Origin of the sequence: Gordonia aquimaris (assembly GCF_026262595.1) — a bacterium.
In the GTDB taxonomy this organism is placed as follows: domain Bacteria; phylum Actinomycetota; class Actinomycetes; order Mycobacteriales; family Mycobacteriaceae; genus Gordonia; species Gordonia tangerina.
In genome coordinates, this window is sequence record NZ_JAPKFM010000034.1 from 19,216 (window position 1) to 41,558 (window position 22,343).

At 64.4% G+C, this 22,343-nt stretch carries 20 protein-coding genes; 14 read left to right on the forward strand and 6 right to left on the reverse strand.

Going from position 1 to position 22,343, the window contains the following annotated elements:
- The first annotated feature begins 359 nt into the window (after positions 1-359).
- The 9 genes from OSB52_RS22505 (at position 360) to OSB52_RS22545 (ending at position 10,573) form a co-directional block, all read left to right on the forward strand.
- A complete protein-coding gene (locus OSB52_RS22505; protein ID WP_266063598.1) occupies positions 360-638 on the forward strand; it encodes a hypothetical protein in 279 nt (92 codons plus the stop codon).
- A gap of 323 nt (positions 639-961) precedes the next feature.
- Positions 962-2,041: a caspase family protein gene (locus OSB52_RS22510; RefSeq protein WP_266063599.1), complete on the forward strand. Its 1,080-nt coding sequence runs from the start codon at positions 962-964 to the stop codon at positions 2,039-2,041.
- 38 nt (positions 2,042-2,079) lie between these two features.
- Positions 2,080-3,648, forward strand: coding sequence for a hypothetical protein (locus OSB52_RS22515; RefSeq protein ID WP_266063600.1), 1,569 nt, complete (start codon positions 2,080-2,082; stop codon positions 3,646-3,648).
- Positions 3,635-4,909 (forward strand): hypothetical protein, encoded by a 1,275-nt coding sequence (locus tag OSB52_RS22520; RefSeq protein ID WP_266063601.1) that lies wholly within the window; start codon positions 3,635-3,637, stop codon positions 4,907-4,909. Before OSB52_RS22515 ends, OSB52_RS22520 begins: the two co-directional genes overlap by 14 nt.
- A 239-nt stretch (positions 4,910-5,148) precedes the next feature.
- Positions 5,149-6,150, forward strand: a complete 1,002-nt coding sequence (locus OSB52_RS22525; protein WP_266063602.1) for a hypothetical protein — start codon at positions 5,149-5,151, stop codon at positions 6,148-6,150.
- Complete coding sequence (locus OSB52_RS22530; protein ID WP_266063603.1) at positions 6,150-7,310, forward strand: hypothetical protein; 1,161 nt, start codon at positions 6,150-6,152, stop codon at positions 7,308-7,310. The genes OSB52_RS22525 and OSB52_RS22530 overlap by 1 nt, the downstream gene beginning before the upstream one ends.
- Before the next feature lie 116 nt (positions 7,311-7,426).
- Positions 7,427-8,257, forward strand: a complete 831-nt coding sequence (locus OSB52_RS22535; RefSeq protein WP_266063604.1) for a hypothetical protein — start codon at positions 7,427-7,429, stop codon at positions 8,255-8,257.
- Between the two features lie 64 nt (positions 8,258-8,321).
- On the forward strand, positions 8,322-10,058 hold the full coding sequence (locus OSB52_RS22540) for a HesA/MoeB/ThiF family protein (RefSeq protein ID WP_266063605.1): 1,737 nt from the start codon (positions 8,322-8,324) through the stop codon (positions 10,056-10,058).
- Positions 10,055-10,573, forward strand: coding sequence for a hypothetical protein (locus OSB52_RS22545; RefSeq protein WP_266063606.1), 519 nt, complete (start codon positions 10,055-10,057; stop codon positions 10,571-10,573). The genes OSB52_RS22540 and OSB52_RS22545 overlap by 4 nt, the downstream gene beginning before the upstream one ends.
- 68 nt (positions 10,574-10,641) lie before the next feature.
- On the opposite strand, the gene OSB52_RS22550 is transcribed toward OSB52_RS22545, so the two are convergent.
- From OSB52_RS22550 to OSB52_RS22560, 3 genes are all read right to left on the reverse strand, one after another.
- Positions 10,642-12,120, reverse strand: coding sequence for a hypothetical protein (locus OSB52_RS22550; protein ID WP_266063607.1), 1,479 nt, complete (start codon positions 12,118-12,120; stop codon positions 10,642-10,644).
- The gene (locus tag OSB52_RS22555) at positions 12,120-12,590 is read right to left on the reverse strand and encodes an NYN domain-containing protein (protein ID WP_266063608.1); all 471 of its coding nucleotides are present in this window, start codon (positions 12,588-12,590) and stop codon (positions 12,120-12,122) included. Before OSB52_RS22555 ends, OSB52_RS22550 begins: the two co-directional genes overlap by 1 nt.
- A 73-nt stretch (positions 12,591-12,663) precedes the next feature.
- Positions 12,664-12,855 (reverse strand): hypothetical protein, encoded by a 192-nt coding sequence (locus OSB52_RS22560; RefSeq protein ID WP_160900353.1) that lies wholly within the window; start codon positions 12,853-12,855, stop codon positions 12,664-12,666.
- A gap of 549 nt (positions 12,856-13,404) precedes the next feature.
- On the opposite strand from OSB52_RS22560, the gene OSB52_RS22565 reads away from it, so the two are divergent.
- The 4 genes from OSB52_RS22565 (at position 13,405) to OSB52_RS22580 (ending at position 18,045) form a co-directional block, all read left to right on the forward strand.
- Positions 13,405-14,514 carry a hypothetical protein gene (locus OSB52_RS22565; RefSeq protein WP_266063609.1) on the forward strand — a complete coding sequence of 370 codons (1,110 nt, stop codon included), beginning with the start codon at positions 13,405-13,407 and terminating at the stop codon, positions 14,512-14,514.
- Positions 14,514-15,845, forward strand: a complete 1,332-nt coding sequence (locus OSB52_RS22570) for a hypothetical protein (RefSeq protein WP_266063610.1) — start codon at positions 14,514-14,516, stop codon at positions 15,843-15,845. The genes OSB52_RS22565 and OSB52_RS22570 overlap by 1 nt, the downstream gene beginning before the upstream one ends.
- Before the next feature lie 11 nt (positions 15,846-15,856).
- A complete protein-coding gene (locus OSB52_RS22575) occupies positions 15,857-17,170 on the forward strand; it encodes a CHAT domain-containing protein (protein ID WP_266063611.1) in 1,314 nt (437 codons plus the stop codon).
- A 281-nt stretch (positions 17,171-17,451) separates the two neighbouring features.
- Positions 17,452-18,045 carry a hypothetical protein gene (locus tag OSB52_RS22580; RefSeq protein ID WP_160900349.1) on the forward strand — a complete coding sequence of 198 codons (594 nt, stop codon included), beginning with the start codon at positions 17,452-17,454 and terminating at the stop codon, positions 18,043-18,045.
- On the opposite strand, the gene OSB52_RS22585 is transcribed toward OSB52_RS22580, so the two are convergent.
- Positions 17,967-18,749, reverse strand: a complete 783-nt coding sequence (locus tag OSB52_RS22585; protein WP_266063612.1) for a helix-turn-helix domain-containing protein — start codon at positions 18,747-18,749, stop codon at positions 17,967-17,969. The genes OSB52_RS22580 and OSB52_RS22585 overlap by 79 nt on opposite strands.
- A gap of 181 nt (positions 18,750-18,930) precedes the next feature.
- Between OSB52_RS22585 and OSB52_RS22590 the strand changes: the two genes are divergently transcribed.
- Complete coding sequence (locus OSB52_RS22590) at positions 18,931-19,662, forward strand: MSMEG_1198 family transcriptional regulator (RefSeq protein ID WP_160900347.1); 732 nt, start codon at positions 18,931-18,933, stop codon at positions 19,660-19,662.
- Between the two features lie 27 nt (positions 19,663-19,689).
- Here OSB52_RS22590 and OSB52_RS22595 read toward each other — a convergent pair whose 3' ends face one another.
- Both OSB52_RS22595 and OSB52_RS22600 read right to left on the reverse strand, forming a co-directional pair.
- The gene (locus tag OSB52_RS22595; RefSeq protein ID WP_266063613.1) at positions 19,690-20,715 is read right to left on the reverse strand and encodes a ThiF family adenylyltransferase; all 1,026 of its coding nucleotides are present in this window, start codon (positions 20,713-20,715) and stop codon (positions 19,690-19,692) included.
- A complete protein-coding gene (locus OSB52_RS22600; RefSeq protein ID WP_266063614.1) occupies positions 20,712-22,202 on the reverse strand; it encodes a phenylacetate--CoA ligase family protein in 1,491 nt (496 codons plus the stop codon). Before OSB52_RS22600 ends, OSB52_RS22595 begins: the two co-directional genes overlap by 4 nt.
- Positions 22,203-22,343: the final 141 nt, after the last annotated feature.

The window sequence follows — 22,343 nt, forward strand, 5'->3', positions numbered from 1 at the left end:
CCCGGACCGACCCGACTGGCGGCGAGTGTGAACGGATCATCAGTCAACGCCCAGACCCCGATCCCGCAATGAACCCGATGCACAACAGGCACATTCACCACGCGCGGGCGCGTGATCTCCGAGTCCGAAACACCGTTGGTGGCCGTGGCAAGTGGAATCCGGGCCGCGCTGGCTGCGCTCGTGCTGCTGTTCCTCGCCGCGCTGATCGTCACCAGGGCGCTCACCAATATGCTGGCCTCGCTTCAATGCCTCCTTCTGCCAGTCGGGATCGTCGTCGTCCTCGTCGCGTTCATCGCGAGCAAGATCCCGGGTGCCCGACCCCTCGGCGCGCACACCGCGACATCGACGATGCGAGCCGAGTGGGTCGTCAAACCTGCATCGCCGAACCTGGACGGCAGGTGCTCATCACCGCCGACGCCGGGCGCACCGAGGAACTCCCTGTGGCGCAGGAACGTCGACTCCCCGCCGGCACCGAACTCGACGCCTACGGCCCATCGTTCGGCGGTTACCGCCACGTCTGGGCGATCCGACCCCACCGCGGCACACTCACATTCTCTCGGGGTGTGTTGCCGTTGTTGCTCACAGTCGCCGTCGTCATACCGATGGTCGTTGTCGGAATCGCCGCGGTGGCGCTGTGATCGTCGTCAGCCACGACATGCATTCGGGCACGCGGGTGGTCGTCGACGACGAGTCCCACGCCCTGGTGCTCGGACGGCCACGCAGGGCAAAACCTCGGGCAAGCTGGTGCCGTCGATCTTGACCCATTGTGATCCTGTGATCGTCGCATCGAGCAAACCCGACATTTTCGAAGCCACCACCGTCGATCATCGTCTCGACGACGGACCTGCGTGCGTTTTCGCGATCACTGCTACTCCGCGAAACCCGAACCCAGATCCGATCCTGCGGGCGTTGACTCCGATAGTCTCGTCCTACCCGCTATTCACAGTTGGAGCTTTCATCGATGACGTCCAAACGACGCGCACTTGTAGTCGGAATCGAGCGGGCGTTCGACTCCGGCCGCCTGCCTTCGGCGCCGTCTGATGCGCGCGCGATGGCGAGGGTCCTCGCCCACGACGACACGCACGACGGCCCCGTCGAGAACTGGCAGGTCACCAGCCTCATCGAAGAGAACGGCCGCGGAGTCCTGGACCACCAGATTCAGGCGGCTGTCACCGAACTCCTGGTGGGCGCCGAAGTCGACGACAACACCGAACTGCTCTTTTACTACTCTGGACACGGCCGCGCGCAACCCTGGGGTGGAGAGTTCGTCGCGTACAACAACGTCGCGATGTCGTTCAATGACCTGATGGTCTTGGTCAACACATCCAAGGCCGAGAGCATCACCCTCATCCTGGACTGTTGTTTCTCAGGCGGCGTCGGCAACGAGGATGGCCACATTCCCGACTGGGCCGAAGTGGGCAGCGATCCCTTCCGTCCCGACCGTGCGGTGATCCGGGAGGGTCTCGCCATCCTGACCGCGGCCCGCAAATACGAGCCGGCTCTCGAAGTCGAGCGGGCCGGAGAGAGACCCGTGGGGGCGTTCACCGAACTGCTCATCGGCGGTCTTGAGGGTGGCGCCGCCGACGTCCTCGGCTACATCACCTCACTCGACCTCTACGCCTACGCGGCGCAGGGATTCACCGATTCAACCCAGCGACCCACATTCAAGGCACATGTCGACAAGGCTCGTCCCATCCGACGCGTCAAGGCACCACTTCGGCGCGAGCAGCTCGTCAAGATCGTGCAGATCTTCGACGAAGGTCATGCAAAGAAGCTCACCGCAGAACATGACTATGTGCCCGGATGCGCCGGCGCCAAACCACGAACCGGCGAGGGCGTCGTCTACGAGCCGTTCTCCGGTAGCCCCGCGCAGTGCGAGCTCGATGCCATCAAGCTGTTCCGCAACGGTGGATTGGTCGCCACGACGACGCCAGATCAAGATCTCTGGGACTGTTGTCACAACGGCGACACCGTGGAACTCACCGGAATCGGCAAGTACTACTGGTCGCTGGTCAACCGCGGCCTCCTGCCGCCGGAATGACTCGAATCCGATCAGTCTGGCGCGAGGCATGGACGGCGTTGCCCGAGGCCGTCCATCCTGCGCTTTCACAGCGTGACGGCGACGGATGGTTCCCGAGCAATCGTACGATTCGCAGCCTGTTCCCCACCGCGTTCGGCGCCGACATCGCCGATGACCTCACGCTGCCCGCCAAACTTCGTGGCTACGTGCATATTCGGGGTGACAAGACCATCGAGAAGCTGGATCAAAGCCGGACGGCGGAGGAGAACGCCGAACGTATCCGACAGGCCGTTGGCGCCCAGACTGAACGGTTGGTCCGTCTCGCCGAGATGCTCCCGACACTCGAAACATCGAGCAGCGGTCAGGTATTGGGTGTCGCTGACAAGCGTGAGGCACTACTGAAACTCGCGTGGGAGGAATCGCGATACCTCGCACCCCTCGATCATGAGACAGCCAGCGAAATAGTCGCTGCGACCACAGCGGCACGCAACATCGCAACCGTACGCAACTACCTCACCGACGCCATCGTCGTCGAGGATTTGACCAGACGGCGCGATCGAGAGTCCGCGCCGCGGCCCAAGCCGACCACATTCGACCGCGATATGCGTCGCTATGAGTCGACGGCGATCGGGTTCCTCGACGACACAGCCCTCGACACCAAGCATCGCGCGTTGCGCGACGGTGCCGCCACCACCGACGAACTCGTCGGCCCGGGCACGCCAAGCACCGCCAAATGGGAAGCAGTCCGTGCCATCGATGCCTCGTTGTGGGAATGGCGCACAGCCGCACTGGGCCTGGCATCCACGTCACCGCCGTCACCCGCGCCAATTCGCATAGCCGACGAACCCCAGGCAGTTCGATCCGCGGGACCGGCAACCCCATGGCTCGACACCAGCGTCGAACGCCGACTGGCATCGGTCCTGCGTGGTGAACGATCCACCCGCACCCGACTCCCACCCGAACGCGACCTGCTCGACCTCGAAGTGGACCGCTCGTGCCGCCCCTTGGGGGTCGATAGCCACGCGGCACGCTGTGTCATGGCGCTGGGCGCCACGGTCGTCCCGATGATCGGTGCGCGCGACGAGCAACCCACCGCGATTGCCGGCCAAGAGGTTGCCGACACCCTGGTGGCGAATCGAGTGCGCACGTGCTTCGCCAAGTGGAAGGAGCAGCGCGAGAAATCATCTGGTTCCGCGACAACACCCTACGTCGGTGACGCTGCCGAAGATCCCAGCTCGTACTACATGTCCACGCTCTGGAAGCGCATCCATGGTCATGACGTGCGGGGCATCGCCGACTACGACGCCGCCGCTGCACACGACCTGCTCACCGGGACGGCCCGCACCGTCACCAACCGGATCGATGCCAGGGTGTACGCCCCGACGACCGGATCGGGTCCATCATCCGAGCCCGAATCCTCGTACCGCGACCTCGCCGAATCCGTCGAACTCGTGCAGGAGGCCGTCGACGACGCCGTCGCCTGGCAGACCTTCTGGCGCACAGCACGACAGCAGCGACCACCGTCACCGGAGCTGCTCCGGCAATGGGAGACATGGACGTCCCTGGCCGACACCACTCTAAAACTGCGAGACGTCTTCGCATGGATGGACTCCCATGAACCAGAATGAGAATAACGAGTGGGGCAACGTCGGTATCAGACGCGACGGAGGATTGATCGTCATCGCGTCGGACCGACCCGCACCACCACCTATTCATCTGGCGTCGATCCGCGCCGACGGCGGCACCGTCTGCGTCGACGTCACCGATCCCACTACCGTACCCACTGTGTTGCTCGACGACCCGCTCCGAGCCCGGACATGGCTCGACCTCGTTTACGGCACTGACGCCGCCGATGCTGTCGCACGTTTTGACGACGGTGACGCCGGAGCACCTGATGTCGCACCCGCCCGTCAGGGTGAGTTGTTCGGCATCGTCGCACGGCTCGGTGTCGGATACTGGTTGCATCGCTGGTGGCCCAGCGGAGCCGACGAGGTTCCCAATATCGATGTAGGACTCCTCGACCTCGAAATCGGTGCTCTGGCGTGGCTGGCCGAGCCACTCTTCGCCGATCTCGCACCGATTCAGCAGCTGCTACAACCACATTCGCGCACTCTGGTCCGCGTGATCGACGACCTACGGTCCACAGCGGGAAGTACTGCACATCGGCGACTCGGCATACTCACCACAGCATTGCGCGCCACCGTTGACATCGTCGCCCCCGATTCGCCCGGCTATGCCGAATCCGTGGCGCTCCTAGACCGTATCGACACCGAAGACGCCACCGCCGCCGACATCTTGGACGCCACCGACTGGCAGGTTCTCGACGCTGACCTCGCTGCGTCCGCGGTACGGTCCGCGCGCGCGTACGCCTGGCCCGAGCTTGTCCGAACCAAGGCGGGCGCCAGCGGTATCTGGATCACCCCGACCCGGTCCGGGTCATCGGAGGCGGATTGGGCGCAGCTACCGCCGCGAACCGCGCTGGCTCGACACAGCAACATCAACTGGACCGTCCGCCACGAGCAGGGCACCCCGTGGCTGACCGTGAACCTCGACGCCTCGGCACAAGCCAATCCCGCCGTGCAGTTGATGGCCCGCAGCTACCCGGCCGACGACCTGGCGAGTGTTCCCGACGTCTTTGCGCTCGAGTTCGATTCGACGCGGAGAGTTTTCACCGGACGACGCCGCCTCACCTCGGTGCCGACATCCGACTTCGTCGTCGACGTGTTCGACCCGGCATACATGCGTCGACCCCGCCCGTCCACGGTCGGGCGCTCTGCCGCAGAACACGATCGATCCCGCATCATCGACCTCATCGTCGAACGTGCCCGCCACCTGAGAAACGAGGGTTTCATCGCCGAACACGTGACGTGGGAGAACGACCAGTCATGAATCCCGAGCTCGACGCCCGGACTGTCACGCAGATCAAGCGTGCTGCAGGCGAACTCGCCGATCGCTTCGGCGCAGATCAGCTCGGCGCGTGGTCGTCGACCACCTATCTTAAGATCTGGATGGCCGAGATCGTCGGGAACCTCGATGCACTCAACGCCGACGGCCGCCACCACACGCGCCAAACCGTCGCCCGATCAGCATCACATCTGCGTACCGCCCTGATCCTCACCACATCGTGGATGTACGACCAGGACAAGGTTGTCCTCGACTTCGGCGATTTGGTCGGGACCGATCCCAAAGCCACCGAGCACCGCGAGATCGAGAAGAACCGAACCGCGGTAGCCCTGTGCCTCATGGCCTTGTTGGACAGCGACGACAACTCGGTCGTCGCGAATCAGGTAAGGGAGTGGACCGAACGCATCGACAGGAGTGACGACCAACGGTCCATCGCCCGCTACCGCCAGATGCAACTGCCGTCAACCGTGGACCAGAGGATCCGCGGTGACAAGAACTGGTCCCAATTCCGAGACTCCATGTGGGAGCGCTATCTTCGCGTTTCCCAGCAGGACTCCCATTCCGACGAGTCGGCGTTCACCGCAGCTTTCCGCCGATCCCTGGTCGACGGCGGGTTTGCTGACCAGCCGTTCGTTGCCTCCACGCTGCACAACCGCTTCTCCACGCCTGACAAACATCGATCAGCGCGCGAGCGATTCGCAGCCGTGTTCACTGACTACTACCTGCGTCACGCACCTGACGCATTGTCCGACCGCGCGGACAGCAGACGCTCACTCCACCTGATGCTCGATTTCCCCGCGTGCCCGGCAGTTCCCGATGCCAGGGCGCCGGATGAAAGCGCGAGGAGCTGGCTCAGATCGCTGCGTGATGAGCTTACGACGCTGGGGTTTCCGCATGGTGCGCGCTACGCGGGCCTATTGCGCGAGATCCTGGTAGCCGAGCAGCGGCAGCCGACCCGGCACACTCGGACAATCACGGTCACCCCACAGTCTGTCAGCGCGCTCGCCGACTCACTCGACGAGCAGATCACCATCGAGGCACTGTACGCACACGCGGCGACGCTGCTGAACGGAGTGGACACTCCCGCTTCGCGCGAGGCCTTGAGCTTCTTGCAGGATTCACCTGAGCAGGACATCAAGCCTTCCTCGGCCGCTTCTCGATTGGCGGTCGCGGCGCTGCGCGAATCGCTACGCGTCCTTGTTCCGGCGAGCACGGAGGCGCAGTGATGGCACACGATCTCGACTACACCGCCCCGTGGCGCCGAAGCCTTCTCAACTCACTGGTGACGTTTGACCACGGAAGTTGCGTTATCGATCTCCTGAGCCCCAACCATCCGGTTCGCGTCGACCTCGTTCCCACCCCGAGTCCCACGAATGTGGGTGCCGCGCTGGATCGATCCATCGAGGCGACTGGCATTCCGGCTCTTCCGGAGGAATGGTCGCGTCTTGCGGTCGTCATCGGCATCGATCGGTGGTTCCAACTGCCCTTCGACGAGCTGGGTTCCTTCGACGATGTCCTGCCCGCGGACCTCGCCTACGCACATTTACTGGTGGGCAACACAGCCGAGGCCGGCTTCTTCTACGAGGTGGCCCGCGACACGCTTCATGGGCTCCTACACAAGATCCCGACATCGGGACCGATCTTCGACGAGTTCGCCCGCGTCTACGCCGCCGCACCGTACGGGAAGCCACCTGCCGAACTGCACGCATTGATCGCTCCGCGGGCAACCATTGCCGACACCGAGTCCGCGGACGACCCGCGGCGGCGCCAGACCAGGACAAGGGCCAAGGGGGCAGCACAGTCGATGCCGCTGCCAGTCCGCATCGTCGTCGACCCACGATCGGTGCCCGCGCGCGTCGTCGACCGCGATTCCGCGACGGCGACGCTGGACAACGATGTGGTCCGTATAAGTGTGCGCTCGTTCCCCGGAATCGGCGCCACCACACCCGCTGCGGAGCGCCTGGTCGCGCGACTCTTCGACGAGGAAGGTGCCCTGGTGTCATTGAGCGACCTCACACTCGCCGGTGGGCATTTCGTCGCGCCACTTCCTGCGCGTGGCCGCCGGCACGGTATCACCGTCGAGATCCGCGACTTCGAATCGGTGGGTGGACCCTATCTGAGCTCCGACGACGCCGTGCTCGCGAACCAGATCGAAGCGACGCAGATCGCCTATTCGTGGCACCGAATGGCCGGGGCGGCGACCGCCCTCGAGAATGCCGTCGAGGCCGATTTCGCCCACGTGTCCGCGATGAACGCGGTGGACAACTATCCCGCCCTCAACGTCGACACGCGACTGAACGCCCTGCCGTTTACCCGCACGGGTCCGCTGCGGCCGTTGCTGGCCGAACTTGTGACCGCTGCGCGTATCGACGGCAATCACGCGTGAAATTCCGGTCGCGCGTCTCGGCATGACGATGTGGGAACCGACCCCCCGACCGACGCGGGATCGGTAGATCGGGTAGCCGGCGCACGGGCCGGCCCCACCCACGAAAGGACCACACTATGGGTGCACCACCCGACGATCGACACTTGATCGATCTCGAGCCGACGGTCGATCCGCTGACCGGCGCACCGGTCTACGCACAGCGACTGCCCGATGTCGTTGATCCACCTCAGGACCTTGCCATCCGCGGCGGTGCGATCGCGCCGTCGACACACGCTGGTGCGACGCAGAGCGACTCGGTCTCACTGACCGACGACCGGTTCGCTTCCGGCGGTGGATACGGTGACGAGTTCCCCGTCATCGAGAACGCGCAGGACGCCGGCGAAGAGGTCCGTATCGTCGGCGGACAGTTCGTGACCGGCAAGCCACGGGAAGGGGACGCGACACGCTCGGTGGATCTCACCGACAAGCGGTTCGCCGCGATGTCGGCCACCGATATCGCGGAGGTCAGGAAGCTGGCCAACTCGGGTGCGGCCGGTCGTTACGTCGAGGTCCTGCGTCCGGCTTCCGATATGCCGGAGTACTTCTCCACTGGATCCCACGGCATGTACCTGCACACCAGGCCGACGAAATACGGCGACCAACTGCATGCGGTCATCGAACGAGACAATTCGACCGGGCTTTACCACGCCCACCTGTGGCTGTTTCAGATGATGCAGAACGGGCGGCTTACCAACACCGACCTCAATAGTTGGGTCGGCGAACCCGGTGTATCCGCGCACCACGTTCATCTGTACCCCGGCCGCAACGGCCAGGGCGCAGTCCTGTGCCTGTCCACCGACTCACGTGGCGGGATGCCGTCGCTGTCTTCGTGTGTCGTGCGGTCCGCCCAATGGGCAGCCGGAATGGGCGAGGTGGTGCGGGGGCGCGAGTTCCCGTACCGCCAGTGAGGACGACGACCCCATGACCGCACGCAAACGATCTCATCCTGCCAAGTCACGAAATGGAGCAGACATGTTCTCCCGCCGCACATCAGTTACGTCCCGGGTCGCGGTACAGCGGACTGGTACGCCGTGGTCGATCACCGACGAAGCCCTCGCCCGTATCGACGAGACGATCGCCGCACACAAGCCCGAACGGGGTGGAGCGTTGATCGCGACACGGGAACGAATCGTCGTCGACTTCCTCGCGGACCCGCATCCCGGCGAACAGGTCAGCTACTGGCACAGTCGCCTGCTCGCCGATGCTCTGACGGAGCATTTGAACCAGCGCCCGATGCGCCACTACGGGGGGACGCTGCACAGCCATCCCGGTGTCTACGGCGAACCCAGCGGCCCCGATCACGTCGCCTTCGCCAATCAGCTGGCCAACAATCCGACGATTCGGGACGCGTTGTTTCCCATCGTGGTTCGGGCCAGACGCCAGGACATGCGTTCAGTCCTGCGCCTGGGCGAACGACACCTGGTCGATCTCCCGCACGGCACCTTCGCCGCGTATTCGGCCGCCCCCAACGAGGACACCGTCGAAGTGCGCCCGGCGCCGATCCATGTGATCCCGCTGCGCCGCGACATCACTCATGTGTGTCAACACCTCTCGGCGTTCGTCGAGTCTCCAGTCGTTGCCTCTGCGACCAGGGAGATGGAGATCGAGGGCCGGCACCTTCCGACGATCAGCTTGCACGCGAGCGAGAATATCCTGTGCACGGTCATATTCCCCGCCGAATACCCAACCCAGGCACCGGTCCTTCTGACGTCACAGGCCGGAGCTGTGGTTCCGGCGTGGAAAGTGGGTCACGATTCGCGCCGCCAACTCAGCGATGCTGTCGGAGAACTGGTTCGGGCCGAGCAGGCTGCGGCATCGACTGCGTCGATGGAAGATCGCTTGTCACATCACCTTCCCGATGGTGTGCGCGCACGCTACCTGGTGGTCGGGGCCGGGTCGGTCGGGTCCACCTCCGCCGAAATGTTGGTGCGCAGTGGTGTCTGCGATCTCACGGTTGTCGACTTCGACACCGTCGAACTGCCGAATCTGTCTCGCACCACTTACGATCGGTCTGATGTCGGAATACTCAAAGTAGCTGCACTGCAGCATCGACTCCGCGAGATCAATCCGGAGGTGCGGATGACGGCGATCGACGCCCACATCCAGGATCTCGATCTCTCAGTCTTGGACGACATTGATGTCGCGGTGTTCGCGTCGGATGACCTCGCGGGCGAGTTCTGGCTCGGTCACCACCTGTACCGCCGCGGAACGCCGCTCGTGTCGGTCAAGATGTTCGAGCTCGGGGAGGCCGGCGAGATGGTGACCGTGGTACCCAAATCGGGCACAGCCTGTTTGCGTTGCATCATCGGAGATCCTGTCGCCAGCGGTGATCGGGGAACCACGGACTACGGGAGCGGTCGGCTCGTGTCGGCGCCCGCGCTCGGCGTCGACATCATCGCGACGGTGGCTCGAGGCGTTCGGATGGCACTTGCGCTCGGCCAACAGGAAGGACCACTGGCGGAGTGGATCTCACCGATCATTGCGCAATCACGCACGTACTTTCAGCAGTCGAGCGTCCCGGATCATCGTCGCCTCACCGAGCTGCGTCCGGGCCGGTCATCACCCTCGTTTGATTCAGCGTGGTATCTGACCGGGCCACGAGCCGAGTGTGCGGTGTGCGGTGAGCATCCGGAGGAACCCGCCGCGGTGTTCGGCGGCTCGGGTGTTCCGACGATGCTCCCTCCGGGTGTCGAGGAGGTGGCATCGTGAAATTCAACGGTCTGCCCCCTGGGGCCGAGGACCTGCCTCAGGGTCGGCCGCAACGCAGGGGGCCCGCACCGCGCGTCCCCTCTCCCCGCATCGCGACACCGCGCATCCCGGCACCTACGCCGACCCGCCCCTCCCTGCTCGGTGACATCGGTCGGGTCGGTCTGCTCTGGTTCGGGTCGCTGATCCCGCTTGCGTTCATCACTCAGGTATTTGCCGGGTCAAGTTTCTCGCCCGGCCAAGGTGGCGGCTTCCGGGAACTCCTCACCTGGGTCATCGTTTTCGGGGTCATCACACTCGGCATCGTCGCCGAGCGCCATACCCACAGCCGCTCCGAGGCCCTCACCGACCTCGCGCGGACGGGCGCGCTGTTCGGCTTCCTTGTCGGCGTCGTCGTCGCGGTCGTGTGGTTCTCGATGAAGGGTGGTCCAGAACCGGGCAACTGGTTCATCGGGCCCGCATTCGCAGCCGCCGGGGCGGCGGTCAGTCTCTACACGGGAACGACACGAGGGCGTTGACCGACCACAGCGAAGCGGCGCCCCGCGGGGCGTCGCTTCGCTGTGGTCGGTGATGTCTTCGTCTGTGCTCAAATGCTTTCTGCCGCCAGAGCAACGAAACCGCCGCAGGCGGTCACCCCGAGGCGGCCGTCGGCCAGTGCACCGGTTCGCACAGCGGCGAGCAACGCCGACCAGTGCTCGGCTCGACCGGGACGAAATCCTTCCAGGATGTGCGCCCGTCCGGCAAGGCCGGGTAGGGAGTCAAAGCTCGACCACATGAGCGACCGGCCACCCACGGACGCTTCCACCGCACGAATTCCGCCGAGCTGCACCACCCGCTCGACAGAGTCGACAACGTAGCGGTTCCCATCGACGATGCACGCACTCCACATGCACCCGATATCGGTTGAATCCCGCCGAGGCGCAAGCGGCCACGGACACCAGCCATATCCGGTACATGCGGCGGCGAAACCGTCGAGCATCCCGGTGTGGCCGAGCGTCGGCCACACATCACCGGTGAAGGTGCACAGATCTGACGCGGTCGCACCGGCAATCAACGCCGAGCGGACCGCCTCCGCGACGGTCGCCGTCGTCTGACGATGCACGACGACGTTTCGAGGCATCGCATCCGAGTTGTCCGCGTCCGCCCAGCGATGCACTTCCGACCACTCATCTCCGTCGTGCACCCCGAGGCTCCAGCCATAGTCAGCCTTGGTCACACAGAATCGTCGAACTTCGTCACGACGGTCGCCCGGAACCTCGATGACGATTCGGTCATCGTCCTCGGTGGCGTCGCGACACCCGCCGTCGACGTTGGCATCAATCAGCCCAGCCGGATCGATCGGTCGGTATCGTGCGTCGATCGCTTCGGCCACGTCGCGCAGCGGAATCCATCTGTGCAACAGGCCGAGCAAAGTATTCCGGTCCGAGGGATCGTTGGAATCCATGTTCTCTACGACGTGAGATCCCCACCCGATCGGATTCGCATTGCCATTGGAGCTCTCCGGGCCGTCGAATCGGTAGATACATGTCGTATTCGGAACGAGTACTCGCTCTGCGCCACCAGCGCGGATCACATACTCGTCTTCGCCGACGGCGAAGCGACACCCATCGATGCCGGTCGTCACCCGCCAGACAAACGAGCTACCAGGCGTGGCCGGATCGACCGGATGTGGCCACAGGGTCCAGCCGCGGCCAAGGCAGGCCGCGATCAGACCGTCGACGTCACCATCGACGATAGTTGTCGGCCAATGACATCCGGTCACGGTGGTGATCTGTCCGACGGTGCAACCGACCTCCGTCAGCTCCGCCAGCGTCGCTGCGATCGAATCGAGAGTCGAGGGCCGTGCACCATCGCTCGCCGTCGGCGACACGAAGCGCCACACCCACTGTCGCTGCCAGCCGATGCGATCATCGACCTCGATGGCCTGCTCCAGGGCAACGCCTCCCGCTACCCTGCGCACCCGCAGTGACACCAGCGAGCACGCAGGACTGAGAAACCGGGGAAGCTCGATGATGCCCGGGGTGAGCGCACCCCGGGCATCATCACGGTATCCGTCGTCAGTCATCAGGACGCCAGCGCGAACTCGCGATTGGTCGGCTCCGGTGACAACCTCAGATGCCCGTGGAGCGCAGTGGCGTCCCGCAGGCTGCGGCTGAGGGCACCGCGGCCACAGAGCTGCCACACTGTGAGGCCGGCACCACGGGCCCGTTCCGCCATTTCGGTGAAACGCCCATTGCCGCTGCAAATCACAAACGTCGAATAACGGGAAGCAGCATGAGACTCGTCGACTCGATAGATCAGTTCGGCGACAGAGTCGCTGTCGGCGCGGACGTAGTACCGGACACCTTCACCGGCCAGCGCGAAAACGGCGGCTTTGGCCAGCGTGGGCCCGGATGCGACCAGCACCTGATCGCCGGGGGTGATCAGCGGCTTGAGGTGGCCCCAGACTTCTCGGACACCCTCCAGCGAACGGTCGCGCCCCAAGAGATTCTCGAGGTCGACGACGATGTACTTGCGACTGGTGGTGATGCACATGGTGTGGCTCCTTTCGGGGTGGAGGGCGCTACGCCCTCCACCCCTCAGACCGATCCCGCGTCGTCGAGTCGACTCAGCGGTGATTGTGCTTGCCGACACCGACACGACCACCCACGCCGCGGCAGGACGGGCACGTCTCACGACGCGCCACGCGATGCTGCTTGCCTTTGTAGTCGGTTTCGTACTTCACCACGTCGACCGTGCCCTCACCGCGACACTTGGCGCAGCGGTGGCAGTTGGCACACGTCGGGTTGTAGCCGGTCATGACAGTTCTCCTCCTCACGCCAACCATTGGCGCTCATGGGAGATACCGATCCCGCCTGTAAGACGAGACCGGAAACGCGCCCCGGATGGCGGGTCATTTGCCTTGTCCATCCGATACAGACCGAAGTCGGCGGCTGCTCTGGCGATTCAACCCGCACTCCCGATTCGCTCATCTCCTGCTGCCGGCATATGGCTATCCACTCGTCGAGTAGGTGCCGCCGGGTCCCCCATCAGGGCGAGGCGGCTCGAGTGGCGAGATCGTCACCTCAACGTCGTCGGAGCGCTGGGCGACACGGCCCATGCGGTACGCGGTCGTTTTGTCGACGCGGTCTAGATCCACCGAGGCGACACCGATATCGTCCGGAAGGGGGACCGGACATCCGTGCGTACCCACGAACCCTCGAAATAGTGGACATCGCCACGAGCGTTCCGCCGCTACCGTGCAGATAGACGCGCAGTGGCGTGTCAGAATCTAGCGGCGGGATTCGGCGAGGAAGCGAGCAAGACTGTGAGTGCATGGGGTGATGCAGCCGGGGCGAGGAGCACCGACGTGCTCCCCGCACCCACGGTTCCGCGGCCACGGCCAGCACCACAGGGCATGTGGTGGTCGGGAACCACCGAAACCGCGATCAGCCGCAATGCGTTGCTGAGACTCTGGTACGTCGAGGTGGCGCGCGGTGTGGAGGTCACCGACCCGAAGACTTTTGTCAGGGAACTGCAGGCATGGTCGGGCAACCTGGCCCGGGTGGACTGGGTTGTCGACGGGTTCGCGCCTGCGGTGCCCGAACTGCTCCGACGTGCGACTGAACCGCGCGATGATGTCGATGGGTGGTGCGAGGTCTCCCAGGTCGTCGCCGCCTACGTCGACCCGCTGTCGCGCTACACCTCTGGTTGGGCCAGGAGCGTGACGTCCCTGCGGCCCACCGTGCCGGCAAGTGTCGGACACGCCATCCGCGAGATGGGCCGCCGGGCGGTGGTCCCGATCCGCCGTGAACTCACTGACTCCGACATGCTTGTCACGCGTAGCGGAGTCGACGATTTCGTACAGAACCAGCGTTCACGACACCAGATGCATTCCCGAATCGCGTTGCACGAGTATCGAGTCAGGCTGCAAAAGTACCTGACCGGCCTGCGCCTCAAAAACGATCCCGACGACGGGAACCTTCGCACCGTGCTGGCCGAGCACTACCTTGACCTGGCGGAGAAACTGCGGTCAGCCGGTGGAGTGCCCGACCGTACGAAAGTGGCCGTAGCCGACCTCGCGCGCCCTGACACCGCTCCACACCGTACGAAGTCTCGGGTGATCGCCACCCGACGAACGGCGTCGTCGGGTACGCGTTCGGCGATGGTCGTTTCCGATGGCGACCTCGAGCACCACCTGGCCCGCACCCAACTGTGCGAGTTCGCTCGCATATGGATCTCGCGTGACCCGACTCAGCGACTCGATGATGAGAGTCTCTGTTGGGAAGCCGCTCTGGCCATGGACGGCCTCGCCGACCCCCGGCTGTTCAGCGATGGTGTCGCGGCAGCGGTCAGCGCGCGCTGGACCAAGCCACCGCCCACACGAGCGCGTACCCTCCAGCTCGCCTCCGCGATCCGCTACGTCGAACTGCTGCTGAAGGCCGCCCAGAACGCGGCCCGCAAGATCGGAGAAGCGTGATGGCACCAATCACCGGGTCCGTGGAACGCTCCGCTGACGGCCTGATCGTCTGGAGCGCGCACACGGGGGCGGCGCTCGGCCCGGTCGCGTTCGACGCGCACAACCTCGGCCTCGGCGTCGATGCCGCCGACCCGAGTTGTGTCCTGACCGTGGTCGCCGACGACTCCGACCGCGACTCGGGCGCCACCTGTTTCACCGACCCAGGATTTCTCACTGCTCTCGTCGACGCTCCGACGGGCGCGACCCTTCCACAGCCGCAACTGGTGGATGAGATCGCACGCGCCGCCACCATTCATGCGGTCAGCAGATTCCATCTCGGCGACCTCGACCCCGGCATCGTCACCCTCGACGAGGCACACGCCGCAGCACTCTGCGGCGACATGGACGGTGCTCGCGGCCGATACCTCATGGCAACGTCGAGCATGGAGGAAGTGCTCGACGACCTCGCTGAGAATGGCGGCGAATCCATCGCGGAGGAACTCGAGGTCGCGGTTGCACAGTGCCCGGCGATGGACCCCGAGAACGCGATCGCCACCGTGGCGTCCGCCATCGTGGACGGCCAAGACGCACGCTGGTCCGAGATGGTGCTGTCAATCCACCAAGAGGAACTCGCAACCACGTTCAGCCCACCCCCTCCGAACGCTGCGGGTGACTTCCTAGACTTGAGCCTGCTTCCACCCCGTCTGATGCGATTCACCGGCCCAGACGAGCACGACCTGGCACTACGGATGATCGGCGACGACACGGTCGAGGCCTCGGCTGTGGTCCGCGACGCCATCTACACCAGCAGTTCGGAGGCGGCAGGACTGTTCGTGATTGCGGTCGAGCGGGCCACCGGCGAACTGGTGTCCTCTGCGCCGTGCGAGGCGAGCGGCATGCGCATGGTGGCACTATTGTGGCTAGCCGAACATGAGCTCGATGATCTGCACTTCCTGATGGTCACCCTCGATGTCCCGCTCGATGAGGTATCTGCCCGCCCGTTGGACGTTCGCCTGGCCCAGGTGGACCGAGCATGCCGCCACGCCTGGACGAACCATCGGCGCGGGCGGGCGATTCTGACACTCGTGAACTCGGCCACGGCACCGGAACTTGTCGACGCCGCCGGACACGCCGTTGCGCATTGTCGACAACAGGCAGACGACTGGGCCGCCAATGCACGAATAGAGCTGGAGGACATTCTTCTTCACCTCCAGTCCCCAGATCACCAGAAGTTGGTCGCCGACTTTCGGGAAGGGGTCCTGCGATTGCAGGAACTCGTGGCCGGCGACTTCGCCCCCGACAGCCCAATACGACCGACGCTAGCGGAATTGCATGCGGAGACCGGCTGGTAGCAACGCGACAGATGCACGACGAACCACTCACCCTGCAGATCCGGGCCGTTGATGCCGGCGCCACTTTCGTGTCGTATCGATGGCTCGACGACGTGGACAATCCAGTCGTTAGGAGGCTCTCGCCTGGCGCCATACGACAGATCACGTCGCAGCTCGACGACGCGCTGATCGGAGACGCCGGTGCAGATGGCCACAGAGCCGACGATGTCCAACGCGCTCTCAAGGGTCCGCTGTCGACGACGACACGCGAAGCCGAATTCAGTGGCAACCTGGCGGCGCAGATTCTCGGCGCCGACGTGTCCCGGGAGATCTCGGCGCGCTCGCGTCGCGGCCGCGTGACAGTGAGATACACACCTAGCCCATCCCTCGCCAGGGTGCCCCTCGACCTTCTGCCGATCGACGGTGACATCCGGCTGATGGAGAGGGCGCAGTTGTATTGTGTGCCGCCCGCGACGCTTCGAGCCGGCCGAGCGGTCGTCCCGAAGCGCTGGTCGCAGGAGTTGGCGCGTCGACCCGTGCTCTATGTGATCGATCCTGAGGTCCCGGCAGCCGCAGGTCTCGACCAGGTGCTCCCACCACATGTCTCGACGGCTCGTTCGGGTGTCGATTCCTTCGTCAATCTACTCGAGCGCACCCCACACACGGATGGTTCCGTGGTGCGTAGGCAGATCATGCGATGGAAGCTGGGCGAAGACCTGCGGAACAACCCGGGGCGCATGCTGTACTTCGGGCACGTCAGCGCGAACAGGCAACAGCCAGGGTCGGCGTCACTACACCTGTCCGACGGGGAGTACCACTGGGGGCTGTGCGCGGTAAAGGGCCGCTCACACCGTCCATTCTCGGCATTGGATCTCCTCTACGGCACCATATACCCCTCGATGGGTCCAGCCGATGTGGCCATCCCGCCCTCGATGGAGGACCGCAGCGGACATTCGTTGTGGCCCATGCCACCCCGCGTGGCGATCATTGCCTGCGAAGGTGCTGTCGACTACCGCAGCCGGGAGATCTTCGGACTGGTCACTGCATGCATGAACTCTGGCGCCGAGTTGGTGACAACCACCCGATGGGCTCTTCCGTCGGACACCGTGATGAATGACGCTGCTCGCGAAACGTCTGTTCCCGGTCCGACCACCCGCCTGGCACTTGCAGTCGACGAAGCACACCGCGCTGCCGATCCGGTCGAAACACTGAACCGGTGGCAGTGCCGCCAACTCGCGCGGTGGAGGGACACGAGCGATTTACAGTATTCACCACTGATCTGGGCGGCGGTCACCGACCACTGGTGCGAACCGCTCGATGAGGACGCGGAAGTCCACGCGCAATGACCAACGATTGTCCGTCCACGACACCCGAACTCCCACCGACAGTCGGCGATCCAGCCGTTCACGGCACGGAACTCGAACGCCTGCTTATCCTGCGGCAAAAACTCGGATCCGTCGGCCATGTGGAGAAAGCCGCGCTCTGCGATTGTGAAATAGCATGGCTTTATGTTGGGTTGCACGACTACCCGCGAGCCGACCGGCACTTCGAACGAGCCACAGACGGTTTCCGCGAAGCCGGACTTCACCACCACCAGGCCAACGTGCAATGGAGCAGAGCCCGCAGGATGCTCGCGGAAGCGTCGGAAGACGATGCGCGCCGAGACGAACTGATCGCTAGCGCCATCGACATCGCGACCGCATCCTGGATCGCCTGCGAGCACGAACGATTCCAGTTCGATGACTCCGCGCGCCGGCGTCGCTGGGCGCTCATCGCCGACCGCAGACTCGCTGCGACGCTGTCGCTGGCCTACGAACACGGCTCTGCTGCACTCGTGGCCGAACTCATCGACAGTGGCCTCAATGCGGGCACACACTCGGTGGATGCCGACTTCGGCGAAGAAGACGCGGGCGCGGACCCCGGAGGAGAGAAGCTCTCGTTCTGGTCGACAGAATTGTGGGTCGACGTTTCCTCAGACAGCCGATCCGTCGTGACCACCGATGACGCGGCGGGCTCGCAGAGTTCGTCGCACCGATCTGAGGCCGCGGCACGCCTGCTCGACAACCGCGAGCTCGCGATGGAGCCACCAGCGGAGCTGCGCTATCCGATCAACAGCGGCACTCACCGGGTCGTGCTGGGTGCTCAGCGGGAGATGGCGGCCGCTCTCGATCCCGACCTGCGCGTGATCTTCACCTCGGTTCCCACGGTGGAAGCGTGGTGATCGCGACCGAGACCGCCCGAATGCACGAGTCGGACGCCGCGGCACACCGGAACGGTTGGTGTCGCCTCATGCTCAGGGGTGGGCGGGTTGGCGTCCGCGGCATGGAGGAGATTTGACGGCTCAATGTAGCCGTCGGCGACGAGCGCGAGAAGCAGCCGAACCCGGTTGCCGATCGAGCGCCCAGCATCCGTGTAGCGGTCTGACACTCGGCGATAATGGGTACGCACAGTCGATTCGGCAAGAAAGTGATGCCGCGCCGTTTCGGTGATCGTGGCACCGGTGAGATAGGTCGTGAGGACCTCGAGCTCCCGGGCAGTCACATGCACCCGAGACAGGGCACGTGGTGCTGTCGACGACGCGACCGCCGAGGGCATGAATGCACGCAGTTGATCGACCGTCCTTACGGCACCCGTCGAGCCTGCCCTGACATCAATGACGAGTATCCGGGCGGAACGCAGTTGCACGTCGCGCCGGACCCGCTCGGCGCGGTTCGCCGCACGCACGAGGGCCACCGACGGCGTTGGGCCGGCCGCCGGTAAGCGGGGGGCATCGAGGTCTATCAGGCCTGGCCGACCGCCGAGCTTCTCGACCAGCGCGACAAGAGCGGCGTCAAAGAGATCGTGCTCGGCGATGACCGCGATATGCGGTGCCTCACCCACGGTTGAGATGGCACTGTCCGGGTATTGGTCGATCAACGCGGTCATTCGAATCTCCTATGTGCGCTACGAAGCAATCAATCGGTGACTTCAATTCTTCGGACGCAGACGCCGATGCGGAACAGGACGATTCGCTTGAACTCGACGGCATCGAGTGGCTTCCAAGCTTGCCTGCGTTGCGGCATACCAGATTGCGCATGCCCAGCCAGGCTGGTGTTAACTACTACGCATGGCTAGCGGGATGCGAGTGCTCGTGGCGTCGCCACTGGGCCGGGTGATCTCCACGTCGATGGAACGAGATCTCGACGGCGTCGTGGTCGAGGTGGTCGGCGACAGGGCCGGTCTGGTGCGGAGCGTGACCGGGAAGGTTCGATTCGACGTCGTCATCGCAGATCTGATCTGGAACAACCCCGACGCGGAATGGTCGTTCGACGGCTTGGATGTCATCAACGTGCTCCGCGACGCCGACCGGATGGCCCCGGTCCTGCTCGCCACCCAGGGGCACTCGATGGAGCAGGACCACCTTGACGAGGCGCGGCTACGTGACGAGGTCTCCGGCATCGTCAGAAAGTCCGACGGGTTGGAGGCGATCGTCGCGGCCATCAGAGCCGCTGCGGTCGGCAAGCGGACCGATGACGCCGGGCCTGCGCCACGCGCGGTTCCGCTGTACAAGGAGTTCGTCGGGCAGCGCGGCACCACCGCGGGCCGCCTGGCCGGCGCCATCGCGTCGGGGTGCACGTCGGACAATGCTTCGCTGGCGAAAGCGGCCAGTGTGTCACCCAACACGGCGAACAAGGTCACCAGTCACTACCTGGGCCCGATTATGACGCGACGCGGCGAGCACGACACCCGCCTGCAGCTGACCCAGGCGTCTGTTTACCGGTGGTGCGGCCTGCACGCGCGCTATCTGGTCAGTTGGTGTCGCCGGCATGGCCACGAAGATGTCCTGAAACCCGTCTGACACACCGAATCGCTGCCCACGACAAGGTCACCCGAGGTCGCTGACCCGGACGTGGTGCCGTCCGGACGGTAGATCTGCTCCGCAGACGACCTTGCGTGCCGCGAGCGCGCCGACGACCCCCGCTAGGGTCGCGGCGGTGCCCAACTGCGGCCATGACGGGATGGTCTTGCCGACTTCGCCCAGCGCCACCTTCAGGCGGTCGGCGACGTCGTCGCCCACGATGGTGCCGGCGATCTCGACGCGGCGCTCCGGCTTGCGCAATTCGTCGTCAGTAAGCGTCTCGACATCGCCGGCCCGACCGTGAAACAGTGGCCGGTCAGGTTCGAGGTCGAACCGTTCAATATCGAGGATCACGTCGTCACCGTTGTCAGTCACCATGATGACCGGCACGTGGGCGGCCCGGGCGTGGTGCCGGATGCGTACCTTCATCGCGAGATCGTCCATCTCCTCGACGAGCACGCGGGCGCGTGGAGTGGCGCCGCCGCCGATGAAGCGATCTGCCATGTCGGGGTGAAACCCTCCGGGGAACGTCTCCACCTCGGCGTACGGGTCGGCCTCGAGAACGCGTCGGTATGCCAACGTCGTCTTGGGAACGCCGAGGTCGCACACAGATCCCACGAGCCTGTTGAGGTTCGACGGACCCAGCGTGTCCGGGTCGGCGATACGCAGGCGTCGGGCGCCGGTGAGCGCACACACCGAGAGCACCGAACCGCCGACGCTGAGTCCGGCGATCGCGATGAGCCCTGATGTCCAGGAGCGCTGCTCGTCGTCGGTGATCAGGAATCGGTTACGCGCGGTGCGCAAACGGTGGAAGACGGATGCTTCGGGAAGTCGGACAATGGTCCTGCGCCACGGATAGGCGATGTAGCGGGTAGTGCGATCCAAGTCCGCGGGATCGTAGTCGGTGGGCGTCGTGCTGTACTGGTCGAGCTTGTGTAGGTCCTCGAGCGCCGATTCCCAGCCATCGACCAACGCATAGCCGTCGGCATCGCGGAGGTGACGGATGCGGTCGGCATCGTCGTGTGGGTGCAGGATTTCAACAAGACCGGTCATCGACGTTTTCCTGTGTGTTGTTGTTTCGCCTTGCGTTCGAACTCCGGACGACTGCGATAGCTATGCAGGCTCACGACGGGATGTGCCGGTTCTTTTTTGCTGTCGCAGAGGGTTCGGTACTCCCCGTTGCTGTGTCGCAACTCCTCGTAGGCGATCTGGGCCAGCGTCTCGCGCAGCGACTCGGTTTCGGCAACGCCATTCTTGAGCTCGAACATAATCCGAAGGGTCATCGAGAGGTCGGCGTTCTCTGGGTGCGGCATGTGGAAGTAGCCGCTCAACGCATCGGCGACACGTGGATCTTCCACCACGGGTTGGACATTGTGGAAGAAAATGTTGACCGCGTAGAAGGTCACCGCCACATCCGGGCGACCATACAACGCCAAGAAGTGGTTGTCGGTGACCCGCTGCGCCAACTCGTCGTGACCGTACGCTTCGAGCACATCCCTCATTGTCGAGCCGTCGTAGAGTTCGCCCTCATCCTTGATCCGGTAACGCACGAGCGGCAGCGTGGTGTCGAGGGTGAACAGCAGGCAACCGTCCTCATCGGTCTCGACATATCGGGCTACCGGGTCATACTCGACGAAGGTCGGCAGGTGCGTCACGTCCTCATCGAACAGTGCCCCACGAAGATTCGGATCATGCTCCGCGGCACGGCGGATGGCGATCGACAGCGCGGTTTCGAATCCCATCAGCCCGGCATCTGCGGTCCCATAGATGAGCACGATACTCGCGGGGTCGTTCGGCTTCCCGATGCGCTTGAGCAGGTGGTCCCGCCAGGTCTCGGTGATCAGTTCACCAGCCAGCAGCAGCTTGATGTCCTGGCTCAGGGCTGCCGGTGCATCGGCGGCCAGTCGGTCAAGGACGTCCTTGACGTGGGGTGGGTAGCCGGTGATGACGACCTGCTCGTAGTTGGGTGCCAATTCGGTGAGAGCTCGGACCGCATCGTCGATCTCGATGCCAGGCGAGATGACGCTGACCGGAATCTCGAGGTCGTTGGCACCGTTGAGCGCCATCAGGGTGTAACTACCGGCAATCCACGTTCCCATCGCGAAGGTGTTGACAGCCAACGTGGTGCGCTCATGTGCATGGAATGTGTCCCGCAGGATCTGCTCGTGGAAGCGAATGCTGTCGTAAAGAGACTTTCGGCTGCGCGGAAAGTACGTCGGCATTCCCGATGAGCCGGAGCTGGCCGACCAGTTCACGACCCTGCCGAGATCGGCGTCCCACACGAGTTCGGGTTGGTCGTAGGCCTTGAGGTAGCCGGCCTTGGTCATCGGCGGCAGGGCGTGAAAGCTTGCCTCGTCGATCGCATCCGAATCCACCCCGTTGGCGGTCAGCAGCTTGTTGTACGCCGGCACTCGCTTCGCTGCTCGGCGTGCAAGTTCGACGGCGGTGTCGATGCCGACTGTCGGCTGTTGGGGGTGCTGCGTCGTCGCCTCTGAGTGAGAGGTCTGTTCTTCAGCCTTTTCTTCCTCTGATCCGCTCATCAGCCTCCTGTTCCCTTGTTCGCAAACTGCAACAGGAGTGTGACAGTACTGGAGACCGACCTTTCCTGTTGTCGCCTGAAGCGATGAAAGGGTGTTCGACATTTTTCACGTAGACCGTAGTGACCACGTCGCTAGACAATC